Here is a 16,437-nt window from a genome sequence, read left to right on the forward strand (position 1 = left end):
GGATCACCCGAGCGCCTGCCGAACCGCGTCGGCCAGCGCGTTCACGCGGGCGACGTGTTCGTAGGAGCCCTCCCGCACGCCGTTCGTCACGTAGGCAAACCCGATGTTCGCCGCGGGGTCGGCCCAGCCGACGCTGCTCCCGAGGCCGGCGTGGCCGAACGCGCGGTCGGGGGAGAGCGAGCCGTACGGCGCGACCGTGGTGCCGCCCTTCCAGAAGCCGAGCGCGAACCGGGCTTCCCGGCCGATCGTGCCGTCGGACTCCGTCTCGGCCTGTACCGTCGTCATCTCCTCGACGGTCTCCGGCTCGAGAATTCGGGAGCCCTCGAGTTCGCCGCCGTTGGCGAGACAGGCGTAGAACCGGGCCATGTCCCCGGCGGTCCCGATGCCGTTGGCGGCGGGGATCACGGCGCGGTGGATCTCCTCGGAATTGAACGGCGCGGCGACCTCGGCGTTGTCCCCGAGGCCCTCGCCGGGGTCACGACAGCGGTCGAACGGGTCGAAGCCGACCAGCGTCGCGACGGCGTCGTCTTCGTCCTCCCGCAGGCCGATCCCGGTGTCGTCCAGTCCGAGCGGATCGAAGACCCGCTCTCGAGCGGCCTCCTCGATTGGCGTGCCCGACACGCGGCGGACGAGTTCGCCGACGAGCCAGCCGAAGGTGAGCGCGTGGTAGGCCGGGACTTCGCCCGGCGGGAAATTGGGCTCCATCGCCTCGAGGTGTTCGACGACGGCGTCCCAGTCGCCCCACAGGTCGGGCCGGTCGTCGATCTCGCCCCGGTTGAGCCCCGACGTGTGACTGAGAACCTGTCGCACCGTTATCTCGGCCTTCTCGGTTCCCCCGTCGGCGAACTCGGGCCAGTGGTCGACCACGCGGTCGTCGTACGCGAGTTCCCCCTCCTCGACGAGCGAGTGCAACGTGACCCCGGCGTAGGGTTTCGTACTCGAGAAGAGGACGTGTCGCGTCTCGCGGGTCTCCGCGGGGCCGTCGGGCGCTGCGACGCCGCCCGCGAGGTCGATCACGGACTCGCCGTCGACGTAGACGGCCAGCTGTGCGCCGTGATGGAGGCCGACCTCGAGGTGGCGATCGAAGAGATCGGCGATGCGCTCGCGGTCGGTCTCGGACAGCCGTGACATGGCTCGCACCTCTCCGGGCGGACGCTTAATTATTGTCGTACGAGAACATGACACATGATGGCGAGAGGGGGCGGAGCGTGGTCCGCGGCTGCGGACGACAGCCCGAATCGACCGACGTTTTTAGCCGCGGCGGCCGAAGGGCCGGTATGAACCGCAAGGAGTTCCGCGATCTCGCGACCCCCGACGAGGCCCGCGCAGCGATCGACTCGCTGGCCCTCGAGGGCGGTATCGAGCGCGTCCCGCTCGAGGACGCGCGCGGCCGGGTGCTCGTGGCCCGACTCGACGCCGAACTCGACGTGCCCGGCTTCGACCGGGCGAGTCTGGACGGCTACGCGCTGCGCGCGCGGGACACGTTCGGTGCGGACGAGGCCGATCCCGCTCGGCTCGACATCGTCGGCGAGGTCCACGCCGGCGAGAAGCCCGACGTGGCGCTCGAGGATGGACAGGCCGTCGAAATATCCACGGGCGCAGTGATGCCCGACGGCGCGGACGCGATGGTACCCGTGGAACGGACCGATACGGATGCGGGGGGCGACGAGGTCCTGGTCCGCACGGCGGTCGCCCCCGGCGACAACGTCATGTTCGCCGGCGCGGACGTGGCTGCGGGCGAGCGCGCGCTCGGGCCCGGAACGACGATCACGCCCCGCGACATCGGGCTGTTGTCCGCGCTCGGGATCGACGAGGTGCCGGTCCGGGCGAAACCGCGCGTGGGAATCGTCTCGACCGGCGACGAACTCGTGCGGCCGGGCGACGACCTCGAGAGCGAGCGCGGCGAGATCTACGACGTCAACAGCTACACCATCGCCGCGGGGGTCGAAGACGCGGGCGGAGAGGCCGTCCTCTACCCCCACGCCGACGACGAACAGGACGAAATGGAACGGATCCTCCGGACCGCGGCCGACGAGTGCGACCTCGTGCTCTCCTCGGGATCGACTAGCGCGAGCGCGGTCGACGTCATCTACCGAGTCATCGAGGAGGAAGGCGAGTTGCTGCTCCACGGCGTGAGCGTCAAGCCCGGGAAGCCGATGCTGATCGGCCGGCTGGACGACTCCGCGTACGTCGGACTCCCCGGCTACCCCGTCTCCGCGATGATGGTCTTCCGAACCTTCGTCGCGCCGGCGATCCGCGAGGCCGCCGGGAGACCGGAACCGGCGGCCGCTACCGTCTCCGGACGGCTCGCCCGGCAGGAGCGCTACGAGGAGGGTCGCCACCGGCTCATGCCCGTCGGGTTGGTTGAAGACGGAAACGGCGAACCGCTCGTCTACCCCGTCGACAAGGGCAGCGGCGCGACGACCAGCCTCGCCGACGCCGACGGCGTCGTGGAGGTCGGCCCCGAGACTGACTACCTCGAGGCGGGCGAACGCCTCACGGTGACGTTGTTCTCGCCGGACGTCCGGCCGCCGACGCTGTTCGGCGTCGGCGAGGACGACCCGACGTTTTCGCGAGTACTCGACGGCCTCGAGAACCCGCGCTACCTCTCGGTCGGCAGCAGACCCGGGCTGCGGCGGCTCCGCGACGGCGTCCCCGACGTGGCCGTCGCCGCGGGCCCGATCGAGCGAGACACGGGCGACGCAACGGTACTCGGCCAGTGGACTCGCGAGTGGGGACTGGTCGTCCGGCCCGGCAACCCCGACGAGATCGAGGGCCTCGAGGACCTGATCGATCGCGACCTGCGATTCGTCAATCGGACGACTGACTCCGGCCTGCGCTCGAGTCTCGGCGCTGCGGTGGCCGACCTCGCCGAAGACCGCGGATCGGATCGCCGCGAGATCGTCGACGCGATCGACGGCTTCGATCTCGGCCTGCGCGCCCACGAGAGCCCCGCCCGGAAGGTCATCGCCGGCGACGCCGACGCCGGCCTCGGGCTGCGCGAAACGGCCGAGCGGCTCGATCTCGGCTTCGTCTCGCTCGGCGAGCAACCCGTACGAGTACTGGCGAATCCCGACCGCACCGAGAAGGAGGGCGTTCGGGAACTCGAGGCGACGCTGTCGGATATCTCGCCCGAGTAGCGATATTGGGAGCCAGCACACGTTGCAGGAATACTGACGGGAGAGTTGTTGCAGGGTACTGTCTCACAGTAGTCGCGGTAGTCCGATTACAATGAGTCCGATTCCAAGTAATCGATAGAGCCAGACTTCGGTTACGGACAATGTGTCGCTGAGTACGTAGTGTAAACTATAGCTGTGCATTTTTCGCGGAATACTGATGTAGGCCACTCCGAGTAGTACCGTTCCGAGGGCAGCGATTTGAATTAAAACATTCATATAAAACACTATTTCTATAAGATGATTAAAACTATGGGTAGACATTCGTCTGAACGGCCGTCGATGAATCCCGATCTCGAGGCCGCCGTTTTTGGTCGCCCGCCCCCTACGAGGAGCCATGCGAATCGTCACGACGCTCCCCTCGGCCACCGAGACGGTCGCCGCGCTCGGTCTCGAGCCGGTCGGCGTCTCCCACGAGTGCGACTACCCGCCGAGCGCCGCGTCCGCACCCGCCGTCACCAGTTCGCCGATCGATGCCGCTGGCTCGAGCGGCGAGATCGACCAGCAGGTGCTCGAGACGGCCGACACCGAGGGCGGCCTCTACGAGGTCGACGTCGAGACGCTCGACGGGCTCGAGCCGGACGTAATCGTCACGCAGGGGATGTGCGATGTCTGTGCGGTCGACGTGGCGGTGATCGAGGACGCAGTCGACCGGATCGACGCCGATCCCGAAATCGTCCCGACGGACCCCCACAGCGTCGCGGACGTCCTGGACGATCTCGAGCGAATCGGCCGCGCAGTCGGGTGCGAGGATCGGGCTCGAGCGGTTCGACGGGATCTCGAGGCCCGAATCGAAACGGTCCGAGAGCGGACCGCCGACCGCACCGCCGAGGACCGCCCGCGCGTGGCGATCTTCGATTGGACCGATCCCGTCATGATCGCGGGCCACTGGACCGCCGAACTGGTCGACTGGGCCGGCGGCGAGTACGGGCTGGCCGACATCGGCGAGGCCTCGAGCCCCCGCGAGTGGGACGACATCCGCGCGTACGACCCGGAAATCGTGATCGCCGCGCCCTGTGGCTTCGACCTCGAGCAGACCGCGGCGAACCGGACCGACCTGACCGACCGCGACGGCTGGGACGAACTGACGGCGGTCCGCGAGGGCCGCGTCTGGGCGATGGACGGCGACCAGTACCTCAATCGGCCCGGCCCGCGGCTGGTGGACACGCTCGAGGCGCTGGCACCGATCGTGTCTCCCGACCGATTCGACGGCCCGGATCCGGACGTCGCAGTTCCGTTCGGAGAACTCGAGGCCCTCGAGACGCCCGAGACAGGGCGCGAACCACTCGACTCCGACGCGCGAGCCGAGGTCGACTCGAGCCCGTGATCGCCCTCCCGACCGCGATCCGCGAGGCGATCCTCGAGCGCGCCCGCGGGGGCCGGCCCGCGGAAATCTGTGGCGTCCTCGGCGGCGAGTACGAGCCCGAGGGCCGGAGTCGCGTGCGGTCGCAGTACCCGGCCGAAAACGTCGCCGAGACGCCGCGGACGCGGTACGAAATCGATCCCGAGGAGCAGTTGGCGATCTTCGACCGACTCGAGGACCGCGGTGAGGAGATCGTCGGCTTCTATCACTCCCATCCCCGCGGCCCGCCGCGGCCGAGCGCGACCGACGCGGCGCAGGCGACGTGGCCCGATCGCTCGTATCTGATCGTCTCGCTCGAGCCGCTCGGGGTGGGGTCGTGGCGCTGGCGGACGGGTGACCAAGAGCGATTCGAGCGAGAAGAACTCGTCCTCGACTGACCGGAGCCGGCGGTCAGTCAGCCGATTCGTCCTCGAGGTCCTCGGCTTGCTGTCGCGCCTCGTTTGCCTGCTCCCGGAACTCCTCGATCCGCTGGCTCAACTTCTTGCCGACGATGTACGTGAAGTCGTCCGGCATCATGCCGTACTCGATATCGACCGTGATCATCGCGTCACAGCCCTCGACGATCTCCGGTGCCCAACTGCCCTGTGCCAACTTCGATTCGTCAGTGACGACCGCCTCGCCGTCTTCGACATCGATGAACGCCGTGACGGTGTTCCAGATGTTCGGATTGCTCGAACTCGCCTCGTCGAACAGCCCCTCGAGCCGCGAGTCCTTAATCTCCTCGTCGCGCAGTTCCGCGAGGAGGTCCTCGAGGGCGTCAGCAATCTCGTCGGCTCTGGCAGCCTCCTCGCGGAGATCGGCGGGCGACTGGTCGTCGTCTCTCGTCATCGGCTCCCCTCCGGTCCGTCGGTGGCGGCGATCATGGACGGACGTATCGGCTTCGACACCGTAAACGTACGCTTCCGTTCGCCGTCCGGCGGGACGCCAACGGTTCCGACAGATGACAGCTGGCCGTGACAATTACTAACCCCGTCCCGGAATTTCGTATCATGAAGAACTACTATATCCTCATCTTCGTGCTCGAGGGCGTCGGAATCGGCGCTCTGGTCTACCTCGTGCTCCGGGCTGCGGTCCGGCACTTCTTCGATGTCTCCGCACTGATTCCTCAGTTTCCCCACGTCGGCATCGTTACGAACGTCGTCGGGCTGGCAGTGGTCCTTTCGCTCGTCGTCCTCGTCACGATCACGGGAATCCGGTCGCTCGGGCTAGACAAGGTCTAGCGACGACGGGCGTCTCTCTGTCGTCCGCCACCGGCTCCGTAACCGGGATTAGGATCCGTTCTCGAGTACGTCGGTTACCCACACGCGGTTCGGGTCCTCGGTCTCGTCCATCCAGTCGATCAATCGAGTTCGCATGTCCCGTCGTATCTCCTCGTATTCGGGGTGGTCGACGAGGTTCCGCAGTTCGGCGGGATCGGCCGCGAGGTCGTACAGTTCGTCGATATCGGGGCCGTTGTAGACGTACTTGTAGTTCTCCGTGCGAACCATCCGCTGGCTGTAGAGGCCGAACTCGTCGCCGTGGTACTGGGCAAACGTCGACTCCCGCCAGTCGAGGTCCGCGGGCGGCTCGCCACCGTTCTCGAGCAAGGGCACGAGGCTCTGGGAATCGAAGCTGTCCGGGGCCGGAACGTCGGCCATCTCGAGGAAGGTCGCCGCCAGATCGTGCAGGTGAACCGGGGTCTCGCTGCGCGCTCCGGCGTCGGCCACGCCCGGCCAGCGGACCTGCAGCGGGATCCGGTAGGTATCGTCGTACATCAGCGGTCCCTTGTTGAACTGGCGGTGGCTCCCGGCGAAGTCACCGTGGTCCGACGCGTGGATCACGGCCGTCTCATCGGCCAAACCGTGCTCCGCGAGGGCATCGAGGATCCGCTCGAGTTGGTGGTCGATCAGCGTGACGAACCCCCAGTACTTCGCGATCGCTTCGGCCCAGAGCTCCCACTCGAAGTCGGCGACGCCGCGATAGGCGAGGTAGTTCTCGTGAACCCGGGGCTTCCCGTCGTAGGTCTCGGCGTAGCTCGCTGGCGGCTCGATTTCGTCGGGATCGTACATCGAGGCGTACGGCTCCGGGACGACGTAGGGGTGGTGGGGGCCGTAGAAGTCCGCCCGGTGGAAGAACGGGGTGTCACCGTCGCCCTCGGCGTGGTCATCGATCGCGTCGATCGTCCGCTCGGCGAGGAAGTAGGCCCGCGTGTCCTCGACGTCGACCGGCGTTTTCGCGGCGACGAACGTTCCCTCGTCCCCGTCTCTCGGGTCGTCACCGGTGTAGATTTCCGCCTCGAGGTCGGCCTCGCCGACGGGCGTCCCTCGGTCTTCGCGATACTCGCGAAACGCTGCGTCGATATCGTCGTGGTGTTTGTCGCTGCCGCCGAGATACGAGAAGCCGAAATCGGCGGGCGTCTGATCGCGGCCGGCGTGCCACTTGCCCGTATAGGTGAGGTCGTAGCCGGCGGCGACGAGTTCCTCCGAGAACGTCGGCATGTCGGCCGGGAGATTCGCCCGGATCGCGTCCGGCTCGTGGCAGTTGTTCAGCATCCCGTGGCCGTGGGGAAACTGGCCGGTCAGCAGCGAGGCTCGAGCGCTCGAGCAGATGCTGATCGGGGTACACGCCCGCTCGAATCGAACGCCCTCGCTCGAGAGCCGATCGATCGCCGGCGTCTCGACCGGCGGCCCCTCGGGTGCGCTGCAGTCGTATCGCTCCTGATCGGTGAGCACGAAGAGGACGTTCGGTCGGGTGTCGGCGTCAGCGTCGGCCATCGACCGTGGTACATCGCCGCCGAAGTTAAGGGTGGGACCTGCACGCGGCCCCGACGGCAAGCGGCCCTACATAAGACACCGCGGTGTGAACCCCACCGTTCATTAGATCCCCGTTCGACGGTCCACGCGTGCCGAGCGCGTACTGCGGCGAGTGTGAGTGGCGGTACCGAGTCGACCGAGCCGACGCGAGCGAACTCAGTCGGGCGATGATCGACCACTTCGTCGAGACCGGGCACTCGCCGGTCGAACGCCGTGACGCAGACGACCGGTTCCCGGCGGACGAGCGAGCCAGCCCCTCGAGCGATGCAGACGAACGGACACGGCCCCGCGATGAACGAACGGGCGCTGCTGACGACCGAACGAGCGACGCGGCGAAACGGCGCGAACCGCCGAAAAAACGAGAGCGGTAACGGGTCCCGAGCCGCCCGCGGTCAGCCGAGGAGGTATCGCAGCCACGGCCGGCGGCGGACGAACTCGGTTCCCTCGAGGGAGGCGTCGACGCCGAGGATGCGGCCCGCGGCGAAGACGCCGACGATCACGAACATGACGAACCCGAGCAGGTCGCCGTTGACGTAGCCGTTCGCCCAGTCGGCGTTCCCGAGGTAGAACAGCACCATCAGGACGCCACCGAAGAAGGCGGCCAGCCGAACGAGCGCGCCCAAGACGAGCCCCAGTCCGATGAGGAACTCGCCGACGGGGATCATCACGTTCGTGAGCTCGAGCAGCCACGGCGTGCCGGCGACGACCTCGAAGAGGCCGGCGATCGGCGACTGGGCGTTTTGCAGGTAGCCCGCGGCGTTGAACGGCTCCCCGGCGACGAACGCGAACTTCCCCCAGCCCGAGTGGAGGAACCAGTACCCGACGAGCAGCCGCACCGCCACCAGCGTGTAGCCGGCGACCGAATCGGCGTACTCGAACTCTTCCCGCCTGCCGAGCCATTGGACGGTGGCGTCGTTAGTGGACATTGGTGGTCACCTTTCGATTGAGGATTGGCGCTCTCGAACGTTAATACCGGCCTCAATTCCCGTTTACCGGGAGCAGCGTCGAAACCCCCACGCGATGGAGGGACTTTAAGAAGAAGAGCGAACGGCGGAGTCGCTCGCGCGGCGTCGCCGGTCGATCCGCTCAGGCCAGATCCTCGAACGTCGGCCGTTCGCGGTCGCCCGGGAACTCGTCGACCGGCACCTGCGTCTGGTCGCCCGAGTCCATGTCCTTGATCGTCACCTCGTCGTTCGCCAGATCCTGCTCGCCGACGATGACGACCGTCTCGGCGTTGATCGAGTCGGCGTAGTCAAGTTGCGCGCCGAACGAGCGACCGGCGACATCGGTCTCGACGACGTGTCCCCGATCACGGAGCGCTCGAGAGATCCGGGACGCTTCCGACCGCGTCTCGCCGACCTGCAGGACGTAGTAGTCGGTCGTCACTTCCTCCTCGGGCCAGACGCCCGCCCGCTGCAACAGGAGCGGCAGCGTCGCGTGTCCCGGCGCGACGCCGACCGCGGGCGTCGGCTGCCCGCCGAAGCCTTCGATCAGGTCGTCGTAGCGGCCGCCGCCGAAGATCGACCGCGAGACCTCGCCGGCCGAGTCGAAGCACTCGAAGACGACGCCCGTGTAGTAGTCCAGTCCGCGGGCCGTCTCGAGGGAGATCGTACAGTACTCGCGGGCGCCGAAGTCCTCGGCGGCGGCGAGCACGTTCTGGAGGTTTTCGACCGCCGCCGTCACGCGCTCGGTGTCGGCGAACGATTCGACCGCCTCGAGGTCGCCCTCGGCGATGAGGTCGTCGAACTCGGCGGCCTGCTCGGCGGTGAGCCCCGCGTCGATCAGCAGGTCGTGGTACTCGGCTTGGGAAATCTTATCGGACTTGTCGACCGCGCGGATCGCCGCCTCGGTGTCGACCTCGGCCTCGTAGCTCTCGAGGACGCCGCCGAGGATATCGCGGTGGGAAATGCGGAATTCGAAGTGTTCGCCGGTGAGCCCGAGGTTCGTCAGCGCGTCGGCGGCCCACGCCAGAATCTCGGCGTCGGCCTCCGGCTCCGAGGAGCCGAAGATGTCGACGTTGGTCTGGTAGAACTCGCGGTAGCGGCCCTGCTGGACCTGCTCGTAGCGCCAGAACGGGCGCGTCGAGACCCACTTGATCGGCTTCGACAGCTCCTGTTGTTTCGCGACGACCATCCGGGCGACGGTCGGCGTCAGTTCGGGGGTCATCGTGACGTGGCGGCCGCTCCGGTCCTCGAACGAGTAGAGTTCGTCGACGATGTCGTCGCCGCTCTTGTCGGTCCACAGCTCCGCGCGCTCTAAGGCCGGCGTTCCGATCTCCCGGAACCCGTACTCGCGGGCGGTCTCCTCTAAGACGTCGATGGTCGCCCGCCGTGCGGACATCTCGCCGGGGTAGAAGTCACGAAAGCCCTTGATCCGGTCGTACATGGGAACTCGTTCGGGGACGGCGAACTTCTATCCTTTCGTTCCGACACGGCCGCCGCGAGCGTCGACCGTCGGACGTTTGGTTCAGCACCCGGTCCCGTTAGTTCGATACCCCCCGCCCTGAGACCGTCCCGTAAATTGATAGCGACCTGCGCCAAGGAGTCACTGTGCAACGCGTGGCCGACGAGGACGATTGGGTCGCGGAGATCGGCGAGCAACTGCCGGTGTCGCCGCTGTCCGCACTCGGCCTCTTCCTCGCGGCGATCATCGGCGCTCGCCTCGCCCTCGAGCACGCCTCGACGCGAGCGCTCCTCGAGAGCGTCTTTCCGCTCGTGGCCGCCACGGCGGTCGTCTCCGCCGACCGCTGGCTGGTGTCCCGAGACGTGTCGATGCGGGATCGACTCACCGTCTTCGGCTACGGACTCGGCGGCTTCCTCGCCGCGGTACTCGTGACGGCGCTTCACCTCTACGTGCTGTATCTCGAGGGGACCGGTGCCAGAGCGCCGCTGTACCTGCTCCTGATGGGCGGAACCGTCGGGGTCGGCGCGGGGACCGTCGCCGGTATCTACGAGATCCAACAGCGGGCCGCCGTCCGCGAAGCCGAGCGCCAGAGTGCGCGCTTAGAGGAGTTCGCGAGCGTCGTCAGCCACGACCTTCGAAACCCGCTCAGCGTCGCTCAGGGGCGGCTTCGCGCGGCGTTTACGAGCGGCGACCCGGAGCACCTACAGGAAGTCGACGCGGCGCTCACCCGGATGGACGAACTGATCGAGGAGACCCTCTCGGTCGCCCGGAGCGGCACGCAGGTCGAGGACCCCTACGACGTGCCGCTGGTCGAACTCGCGAGCGACGCGTGGACGGTCGTCGAAACGGACGCGGCCACTTACGAGACCGTCGGCGACCGGACGCTGCAGGTCGACCCGCTCCGGGCGAAACAGCTCTTCGAGAACCTCTTTCGGAACGCCATCGAACACGGCCGCGAGGACGTCCACATCCGCGTCGGCCCCTGCGACGGCGGTTTCTTCGTCGCCGACGACGGTCCCGGCATCCCCGAAGACGAGCGCGAGGAGGTCCTCGAGCAGGGGTACTCGACCTCCGAGGAGGGGTCGGGACTCGGCCTCGCGATCGTCCGCGCCGTCGCCGACGCGCACGGCTGGCAGGTCGCAATCACCGAAAGCGAGGCCGGCGGGGCCCGGTTCGAGTTCACCCGCGGCGGCTGAGAACGGGAGTCGACCGGTCGATCGACCCGGCCGACCGGCGGCTAGCCGATCGTCGTCACTGCGGTCGTGTCAGCGTACTTTCGTCACGTACGTCTGATCGTGATCGGGGAAGCACTCCGCGATCGCTCCGGGACCGTCTTCTTCGGCGAGCAGCGTCCGCAGTTCGGCCTCGTAATCGGCCCTGTCGATCTCCTCGCTCGGCCCGACGATCACGTCCAGTCGCGACTCGACGAGCCGGTCGACGGCCGATCGGCCAAAGCCAGACAGCGGTGCGATGTAGTCGACCCCGTGGCGATCCTCGAGGCTCTGGGCCTGCGCTCGCGACACCGTCGGGACGCGATCGTCGCGCCGCGTCCCGTCCGCGATGGCGTCGAACTCCCGGGCTGCGAGGCGCTCCAGGGCGTGCTGGTGGACCAGCTGAATGCCGTTTCGCGGGAAGCCGTCCTCGCGAATCCGGTCGACGGCGTCCTCGGCGACCGCGCGGTCGCACTCGAGTCGTTCGAACTCGAAACCGGCGGCGTCGGCCGTCTCCCGGGCGTGTTTCCAGTCGTCGCTGATGCCGAAGTGAGCCGTCAGCAGCGTCACGTCGTAAAACTCCTCGAGCAAGAGCGCGGCGAGCGTCGAATCCTTGCCGCCGCTGTAGAGCAGTCCGAGCTCCATTACCGTCGCTGGATGTCGAAGCTCTGCGAGTCGGGTTTCAGCTCCTTGAGGAGCTGTTTCATCTTGTCGTCGTCGATTTTCCCCTGAATGCGACCGCTGCGGGCGAGACTGACGACCTGTCGCTCGACCTGCTCGCCGAACTGGGGTTTGCTCATCTTGACGGTGTTGAGCCGCTTGCGGGCGTCGTCGGTCAGGTGCTGGCGCAACACGGCCTTCTTCTGGGCTTCGGCCTGTTGCTGTGCGGCCTCCTGTCCGCCCTCGCCCTGGGATTCGGCGCGGTCCTGTAGCTGCTCCATTTTCTTCTGTCGGAGCTCCTCGAGTTTTTCTTCGTCCGGTGAGCCACTCATCGTTGTACCCTACTTGTTCGGCGCGCGGGAAAATGATTACGGACGACGGAAGCGTTGCTCTGGGGGGTGAAACCGACGCGAAAACGGGTTTCCAACTTACGCGTAGCGCTCGAGTTCCGGTCGGTCGAGGTCTTCGAGGACGCTGCCGGCGGTGTCGTCGAGCAGGCTGCGGCCCTCGGGGGTGATTCGGCGACCCTCACCCTCGGCGGTCTCGACGAGGTCCTCCTCCTCGAGTTGCTGGAGGATCGTTCGGATCAGGTTCTTCGAGCCGTCGGCGCGCTTGTCGGGCGCGACCTGGTAGCGGTTGGAGCCGCCCTTCGCGCCGCCGTACTCCGTCGAGAGTCGTTCGACGCCGACGGGGCCGCGGTCGGCGACCTTGCGCAGGAGACTCGCGGCGCGGGTGGCCCAGAAGTCGTCCTGTTCGGGCGGGAGTTCGTTCGCGACGCCGCTCTTGGCGAATTTGCCCCACTCCGGTTCCTCGAGTCGATCCGCGAGATCGTCGGCGAGCGCCTCGATGAGGTCGTCCGCCGGAACGTCGTACATCGTAGCCATTGGCGTGTGATTTCCGTCCGCGGCATTTAAGACCATCGTATCTCGGCAGCCCCGCGCCGGCCCGGACCGTTTTTCGCCCTCGAGTCGAAACGGGGGGTATGGACGAACGCGCCGCCCTGCGGCTCCTGTCGGACGAACTCGCGGCGGCCGGCGACGATGCGGCGGTCGTCGACGGGCTGGTCGTGACGACGGACATGCTCCACGATCGAACCGATTTCCCGGACGGAACGAGCCGCTACACGGCCGGGTGGCGGGCTGTCGGCGCGTCCCTGTCGGACGTGGCGGCGATGGGTGCGCCGGCCACGGCCGCGGTCGCCGCCTACGCCGCGCCGACGTTCGACCGCGAGGAGCTGCTCGCGTTCGTTCGGGGCGCGAGCGACGTCTGCGAGCGGGTCGGGACCGAGTACGTCGGCGGTGACCTCGACGGTCACGACGAGTTCACCGTCTCGACGACCGCGATCGGCCGGACCGACGATCCCGTTCCGCGAAGCGGCGCTCGTCCCGGTGACGTGATCTGCGTTACCGGCACGCTCGGCCGGAGCGCGGCCGCGCTTCGCCTGTTCGATCGCGGAGCCGTGGACCGGGCGAACGACCTGTTTCGGTTCGAGCCCCGGATCGCCGCCGGGCAGGGACTCGCCCCGCACGCGACCGCGATGATGGACTCGAGCGACGGGCTTGCCCGCTCGCTCCACCAGCTCGCCGAGGCCAGCGACTGCGGGTTTGCGATCGAGTCCGACCGCGTACCGATCGCCGACGCCGTCCGCGATGTCGCCGATGACGACGACGAGGCGCTCGAGCTCGCGACGACCTTCGGCGAGGACTTCGAACTCGTCGCGACGCTCCCCGAGGAGGCGCTTCCCGCGGCTCGGGACGCGACCGATGTCCCGCTTGCGGCGATCGGGTCCGTCCGCGACGCCGGCGACGGCGTCACGATGGACGGCGAGTCGCTCGCGGATCGGGGCTATACGCACGGGTAGGCACGAAGCCGAGTGGAAAGGCCGGAAACGAAAAGCGAGTCGTGCCCGCGCGTCGATCACTCGATGATCATGACCGGGATCGGCATGAAACAGAGCAGGCCGACCCCGAAGGTGAGGATTCCGAGGAGGACTCGCCCGGGACCCAACCGCTCGTCTCGCATCGGCGTCGCCGGACCCACCGACGCGAACACCGTCGTCAACAGCCCCCAGAGGATCCAGACGAAAACCGTGTTCACGCTGTGATTCTGGACGTAGTAGAGGTAGCCGGCGAGGGCGAACAGCGCGCCCGGGACGATCGCCGCGATCGTCTCCTGGAACTCGCCGGCCATCGCGCGGAGGATGTGGCCGCCGTCGAGTTGGCCGACCGGGATCAGGTTGAGGAACGTGACGAACATCCCGACCCACGCGCCGATGACGACCGGGTTCACCCCCGTCGCCGGATCGTCCCTGTACAGCGGCTGGTCGAACCCGGCCGCGAGCAACTCGAGCAGCGGGGGATAGCCCAGTTCGATCCGAACCGCGTCGGGGTTCTGGAGCAGAGCGGGATCGACGGTCACGGGCGGCAGGTGAAGCCCGATCACGGTCGCGACGACCGTTGCGACCAGCCCCGCGAGCGGGCCGGCGACGCCGATGTCGAACAGCGCCTTGCGGTCGGGCATTCGTCCCTTCATCCTGATGACCGCCCCCATCGTCCCGATGAGCGTCGGCACCGGGATGAAGTAGGGGAGGGAGGCGTCGACCTGATGATACCGGCTCATGACGTAGTGGCCCATCTCGTGGACGCCGAGCACGCCGAGGATCGCCAGCGAGAACGGCCACGCGTGGGCGATATCGATCGGGTTCGCGAACGGATCGAGCGAGGGGTACCACCACCACGCCCCGACGAACAGCGTCGACCCGATCGTCGCCAGTAGCAAGAAGACGTTCGTCCACGGGATCCCGTTTATCCCGACGCTGGTCGGCTCGGCGACGAGCACGTACTCGCCGTGGCGGACCTCGAGGTCGGCGTCGTAGCCGCGCTCGCGGAAGTCAGACCAGAGTTCGCCGATCACTCGCTCCGGCCGGATCAACGGGTCGCCGTAGTATATCAGCCGGCCGTCCTCTCGTTGCACCTCGTAGACCGCAAACACTGACTCGATGCGATCGATCGGCGGCCCGTCCTCGGACGAGGGCCCGCTGGGCCCCGCCGTGCCGAATCCGGACCGATCGATGTCCTCCATCACCGGAGGTTCATCGTCACCGGGTATAAATCGACTGCCGTCGGCAGGGGCGGCCGTTTCCCGAGTTCGAGGAGACGGCGTCGGCGACTCGAGAACGGTGGCACGATAGCGAAGCGGCGCTACTGGAGCGCGTGATCCACTGCTACTGGAAGAGGGGACGGCGTCTCGTCGACGAGAGTGCTGCAGGGTGGATCGTGCCGGATGGCGTCGACGACGCGCCGGCACGGGTCCGGGGAGGATGCGGGGACAGTCGTCCGGGCGGTTCGCTCGCACTAACTGGGCGGAACTCAGGCGGGGGCGACACGCCACGTGGTGGCGCTCGTGTACGACCACTTCTCGATCTCGAGGTCGCTGACCGAATCCGAGAGCTTGACCATCAGCGCGCCGATCTCTTTGGGGGACATACCGACATCGTCTGCGATGAACTTGCCTTTGAAGTACAGTTCGCCATCTTCGGCTCGGTCGCGAAGGTAGCTTTTGAGGCGGCGTTCCTTGCTTTCCGTGGAGGGTTGGGCTGTCGTGCTCATCGACATCACCTCCTTGACGGGGATATCTGTTATAAAGGGAGGATCGTTAGTGGCATTTCGCTTGTGTTCAACGATCTGGGGGGTAATAGACGTTTTATTCTGCCTTAGATGACTATTAATAGTTTCCTCAGGTTGCTCGAGACGTTTTAAAACTGCCTCTAACTCATTATCGCTGTTTCGACCACCATGACCGATACAATATCCTCTTTCCCGACCGTTCCGCTATTTCAGAGCGGTCGGCGAACGAATGTAACGGTCAGGATTGTTCGTGGACCCAGAATTCGTCCTCGACTGTTACTTCCTTCTTGAACAGCGGGACCTCGTCTTTCAGGCGGTTGATCCCGTCTTCGACGGTTCGGAACGCTTCCTCGCGATGACCCGCGAGCACGACGACGAAGACGATGTCCTCGCCGTCCTCGACGATCCCCGTCCGGTGATAGAGTTCGACGGCGAACACGTCGTCTCGAGTCTCGAGATCCGTTTCGAGGGCCGCCATCCGCTCGTCGGCGACGCCCTCGTACTTCTCGAACTCGAGGTACTGGGTGCGCGCGTCGTCCGCGCTGTCTTTCGCCCGAACGCGGCCGGTAAACGTCGCGATCGCGCCCGCGCGGTCGGCCCGCGGTGATCGCTTGAGACGTGCCACCAGCGACTCGAGGGTCTCGTGGGGCTCGGTCGACTCGAGGCTCGTCACGAGCTCCTCGAGCTCGAGATCGGCGGGACCGCGAACGGTCGCGAGGGCGCTCTCGTCGGACTCTCGGTCGCCGGCGCTCGAGCCGACGACGATCGAGGGATACCGGAGCGTCGGCGCGCCGATCACGACGGCGTACTCGCAGTCGGTCGCCAGCCTGTCGAGTGCCTCTCCGACGGACAGTCCCGTCCCAGAGGCGGTCCAGTCGCCGTCGACGCCGAGGTCGTAGGTGACGTCGCCCCCGAGCGTGGTCGATTCGCGCGCGTGCGTTCCGTCCGCGATCGTCGCGTCGTATCTGATGACACCGACGCGCCCCCGTTCGGAGAGCCGGTCGACGACCCGATCGACGACCGACTCGAGCGCGTCGCCGTCGGCCCCCGCCTCGCGAACACCGAGTACGTGCATGGTCGAGCTATGGGCAGGTCGGACTTTGTAGCTGTCGCCGAGAAAGCCCCGCGCTGGGCGGGCGCGAGACGCCCGCCCAGCGCGCCCCTTTCAGTCCCACCCGGCACCGCACACCGCCCCCACCCAGCACC

The 16,437-nt window shown here is 67.2% G+C and carries 18 protein-coding genes; 7 read left to right on the forward strand and 11 right to left on the reverse strand.

Annotated elements, in window-relative coordinates; translation table 11 throughout:
• Positions 1 to 3: 3 nt before the first annotated feature.
• A complete protein-coding gene (locus ACT4ML_RS03720) occupies positions 4 to 1,131 on the reverse strand; it encodes a serine hydrolase domain-containing protein (RefSeq protein ID WP_444719650.1) in 1,128 nt (375 codons plus the stop codon).
• Positions 1,132 to 1,277: 146 nt separating this feature from the next.
• Here ACT4ML_RS03720 and ACT4ML_RS03725 point away from each other — a divergent pair, with 146 nt between their 5' ends.
• The 3 genes from ACT4ML_RS03725 (at position 1,278) to ACT4ML_RS03735 (ending at position 4,916) form a co-directional block, all read left to right on the forward strand.
• On the forward strand, positions 1,278 to 3,140 hold the full coding sequence (locus ACT4ML_RS03725) for a molybdopterin biosynthesis protein (protein ID WP_444719651.1): 1,863 nt from the start codon (positions 1,278 to 1,280) through the stop codon (positions 3,138 to 3,140).
• A gap of 373 nt (positions 3,141 to 3,513) precedes the next feature.
• Positions 3,514 to 4,503 (forward strand): ABC transporter substrate-binding protein, encoded by a 990-nt coding sequence (locus ACT4ML_RS03730; RefSeq protein ID WP_444719652.1) that lies wholly within the window; start codon positions 3,514 to 3,516, stop codon positions 4,501 to 4,503.
• On the forward strand, positions 4,500 to 4,916 hold the full coding sequence (locus ACT4ML_RS03735) for a desampylase (protein ID WP_444719653.1): 417 nt from the start codon (positions 4,500 to 4,502) through the stop codon (positions 4,914 to 4,916). Before ACT4ML_RS03730 ends, ACT4ML_RS03735 begins: the two co-directional genes overlap by 4 nt.
• 13 nt (positions 4,917 to 4,929) lie before the next feature.
• Here the strand turns inward: ACT4ML_RS03735 and ACT4ML_RS03740 are convergent, their stop codons facing one another.
• A complete protein-coding gene (locus ACT4ML_RS03740; RefSeq protein WP_444719654.1) occupies positions 4,930 to 5,367 on the reverse strand; it encodes a hypothetical protein in 438 nt (145 codons plus the stop codon).
• A gap of 161 nt (positions 5,368 to 5,528) precedes the next feature.
• Between ACT4ML_RS03740 and ACT4ML_RS03745 the strand changes: the two genes are divergently transcribed.
• Positions 5,529 to 5,759, forward strand: coding sequence for a hypothetical protein (locus ACT4ML_RS03745; RefSeq protein WP_444719655.1), 231 nt, complete (start codon positions 5,529 to 5,531; stop codon positions 5,757 to 5,759).
• Positions 5,760 to 5,807: 48 nt separating this feature from the next.
• Here the strand turns inward: ACT4ML_RS03745 and ACT4ML_RS03750 are convergent, their stop codons facing one another.
• On the reverse strand, positions 5,808 to 7,292 hold the full coding sequence (locus ACT4ML_RS03750) for a sulfatase-like hydrolase/transferase (RefSeq protein ID WP_444719656.1): 1,485 nt from the start codon (positions 7,290 to 7,292) through the stop codon (positions 5,808 to 5,810).
• Between the two features lie 128 nt (positions 7,293 to 7,420).
• On the opposite strand from ACT4ML_RS03750, the gene ACT4ML_RS03755 reads away from it, so the two are divergent.
• On the forward strand, positions 7,421 to 7,702 hold the full coding sequence (locus ACT4ML_RS03755) for a hypothetical protein (RefSeq protein ID WP_444719657.1): 282 nt from the start codon (positions 7,421 to 7,423) through the stop codon (positions 7,700 to 7,702).
• A gap of 21 nt (positions 7,703 to 7,723) precedes the next feature.
• On the opposite strand, the gene ACT4ML_RS03760 is transcribed toward ACT4ML_RS03755, so the two are convergent.
• Together ACT4ML_RS03760 and hisS are read right to left on the reverse strand one after the other, a co-directional pair.
• Complete coding sequence (locus tag ACT4ML_RS03760) at positions 7,724 to 8,257, reverse strand: DoxX family protein (RefSeq protein WP_444719658.1); 534 nt, start codon at positions 8,255 to 8,257, stop codon at positions 7,724 to 7,726.
• A gap of 160 nt (positions 8,258 to 8,417) precedes the next feature.
• Entirely contained in the window at positions 8,418 to 9,716 is a 1,299-nt protein-coding gene (gene hisS / locus ACT4ML_RS03765; protein ID WP_444719659.1) for a histidine--tRNA ligase, read from the reverse strand.
• A gap of 164 nt (positions 9,717 to 9,880) precedes the next feature.
• Between hisS and ACT4ML_RS03770 the strand changes: the two genes are divergently transcribed.
• Positions 9,881 to 10,930: a sensor histidine kinase gene (locus ACT4ML_RS03770; RefSeq protein ID WP_444719660.1), complete on the forward strand. Its 1,050-nt coding sequence runs from the start codon at positions 9,881 to 9,883 to the stop codon at positions 10,928 to 10,930.
• A gap of 69 nt (positions 10,931 to 10,999) precedes the next feature.
• On the opposite strand, the gene ACT4ML_RS03775 is transcribed toward ACT4ML_RS03770, so the two are convergent.
• The 3 genes from ACT4ML_RS03775 to ACT4ML_RS03785 all read right to left on the reverse strand — a co-directional run bounded on the left by ACT4ML_RS03775 (position 11,000) and on the right by ACT4ML_RS03785 (position 12,489).
• On the reverse strand, positions 11,000 to 11,590 hold the full coding sequence (locus ACT4ML_RS03775) for a DUF7411 family protein (protein WP_444719661.1): 591 nt from the start codon (positions 11,588 to 11,590) through the stop codon (positions 11,000 to 11,002).
• Entirely contained in the window at positions 11,590 to 11,937 is a 348-nt protein-coding gene (locus ACT4ML_RS03780; protein WP_138243784.1) for a DNA-binding protein, read from the reverse strand. The genes ACT4ML_RS03775 and ACT4ML_RS03780 overlap by 1 nt, the downstream gene beginning before the upstream one ends.
• Before the next feature lie 96 nt (positions 11,938 to 12,033).
• Entirely contained in the window at positions 12,034 to 12,489 is a 456-nt protein-coding gene (locus ACT4ML_RS03785; RefSeq protein ID WP_138243783.1) for a 30S ribosomal protein S19e, read from the reverse strand.
• A gap of 98 nt (positions 12,490 to 12,587) precedes the next feature.
• Between ACT4ML_RS03785 and thiL the strand changes: the two genes are divergently transcribed.
• Complete coding sequence (gene thiL / locus ACT4ML_RS03790; protein WP_444719662.1) at positions 12,588 to 13,466, forward strand: thiamine-phosphate kinase; 879 nt, start codon at positions 12,588 to 12,590, stop codon at positions 13,464 to 13,466.
• Between the two features lie 56 nt (positions 13,467 to 13,522).
• On the opposite strand, the gene ACT4ML_RS03795 is transcribed toward thiL, so the two are convergent.
• The 3 genes from ACT4ML_RS03795 to ACT4ML_RS03805 all read right to left on the reverse strand — a co-directional run bounded on the left by ACT4ML_RS03795 (position 13,523) and on the right by ACT4ML_RS03805 (position 16,306).
• Positions 13,523 to 14,686, reverse strand: coding sequence for a site-2 protease family protein (locus ACT4ML_RS03795; RefSeq protein ID WP_444719663.1), 1,164 nt, complete (start codon positions 14,684 to 14,686; stop codon positions 13,523 to 13,525).
• A 287-nt stretch (positions 14,687 to 14,973) separates the two neighbouring features.
• On the reverse strand, positions 14,974 to 15,219 hold the full coding sequence (locus tag ACT4ML_RS03800; RefSeq protein WP_436345990.1) for a DUF7123 family protein: 246 nt from the start codon (positions 15,217 to 15,219) through the stop codon (positions 14,974 to 14,976).
• A 250-nt stretch (positions 15,220 to 15,469) separates the two neighbouring features.
• A complete protein-coding gene (locus ACT4ML_RS03805) occupies positions 15,470 to 16,306 on the reverse strand; it encodes a molybdopterin synthase (RefSeq protein ID WP_444719664.1) in 837 nt (278 codons plus the stop codon).
• Between the last annotated feature and the right edge of the window lie 131 nt (positions 16,307 to 16,437).

Origin of the sequence: Natrinema sp. LN54, from assembly GCF_052439245.1 — an archaeon.
GTDB lineage: Archaea > Halobacteriota > Halobacteria > Halobacteriales > Natrialbaceae > Natrinema > Natrinema versiforme_A.

What these genes read in the sequence shown, in the direction of transcription:
- ACT4ML_RS03795 (WP_444719663.1), bottom strand. Translation starts at nt 14,686, where the DNA reads ATGGAGGACATCGATCGGTCCGGATTCGGCACGGCGGGGCCCAGCGGG.
- ACT4ML_RS03745 (WP_444719655.1), top strand. Translation starts at nt 5,529, where the DNA reads ATGAAGAACTACTATATCCTCATCTTCGTGCTCGAGGGCGTCGGAATC.
- ACT4ML_RS03725 (WP_444719651.1), top strand. Translation starts at nt 1,278, where the DNA reads ATGAACCGCAAGGAGTTCCGCGATCTCGCGACCCCCGACGAGGCCCGC.
- hisS (WP_444719659.1), bottom strand. Translation starts at nt 9,716, where the DNA reads ATGTACGACCGGATCAAGGGCTTTCGTGACTTCTACCCCGGCGAGATG.
- ACT4ML_RS03750 (WP_444719656.1), bottom strand. Translation starts at nt 7,292, where the DNA reads ATGGCCGACGCTGACGCCGACACCCGACCGAACGTCCTCTTCGTGCTC.
- thiL (WP_444719662.1), top strand. Translation starts at nt 12,588, where the DNA reads ATGGACGAACGCGCCGCCCTGCGGCTCCTGTCGGACGAACTCGCGGCG.
- ACT4ML_RS03805 (WP_444719664.1), bottom strand. Translation starts at nt 16,306, where the DNA reads ATGCACGTACTCGGTGTTCGCGAGGCGGGGGCCGACGGCGACGCGCTC.
- ACT4ML_RS03780 (WP_138243784.1), bottom strand. Translation starts at nt 11,937, where the DNA reads ATGAGTGGCTCACCGGACGAAGAAAAACTCGAGGAGCTCCGACAGAAG.
- ACT4ML_RS03720 (WP_444719650.1), bottom strand. Translation starts at nt 1,131, where the DNA reads ATGTCACGGCTGTCCGAGACCGACCGCGAGCGCATCGCCGATCTCTTC.
- ACT4ML_RS03800 (WP_436345990.1), bottom strand. Translation starts at nt 15,219, where the DNA reads ATGTCGATGAGCACGACAGCCCAACCCTCCACGGAAAGCAAGGAACGC.
- ACT4ML_RS03785 (WP_138243783.1), bottom strand. Translation starts at nt 12,489, where the DNA reads ATGGCTACGATGTACGACGTTCCGGCGGACGACCTCATCGAGGCGCTC.
- ACT4ML_RS03730 (WP_444719652.1), top strand. Translation starts at nt 3,514, where the DNA reads ATGCGAATCGTCACGACGCTCCCCTCGGCCACCGAGACGGTCGCCGCG.
- ACT4ML_RS03760 (WP_444719658.1), bottom strand. Translation starts at nt 8,257, where the DNA reads ATGTCCACTAACGACGCCACCGTCCAATGGCTCGGCAGGCGGGAAGAG.
- ACT4ML_RS03740 (WP_444719654.1), bottom strand. Translation starts at nt 5,367, where the DNA reads ATGACGAGAGACGACGACCAGTCGCCCGCCGATCTCCGCGAGGAGGCT.
- ACT4ML_RS03775 (WP_444719661.1), bottom strand. Translation starts at nt 11,590, where the DNA reads ATGGAGCTCGGACTGCTCTACAGCGGCGGCAAGGATTCGACGCTCGCC.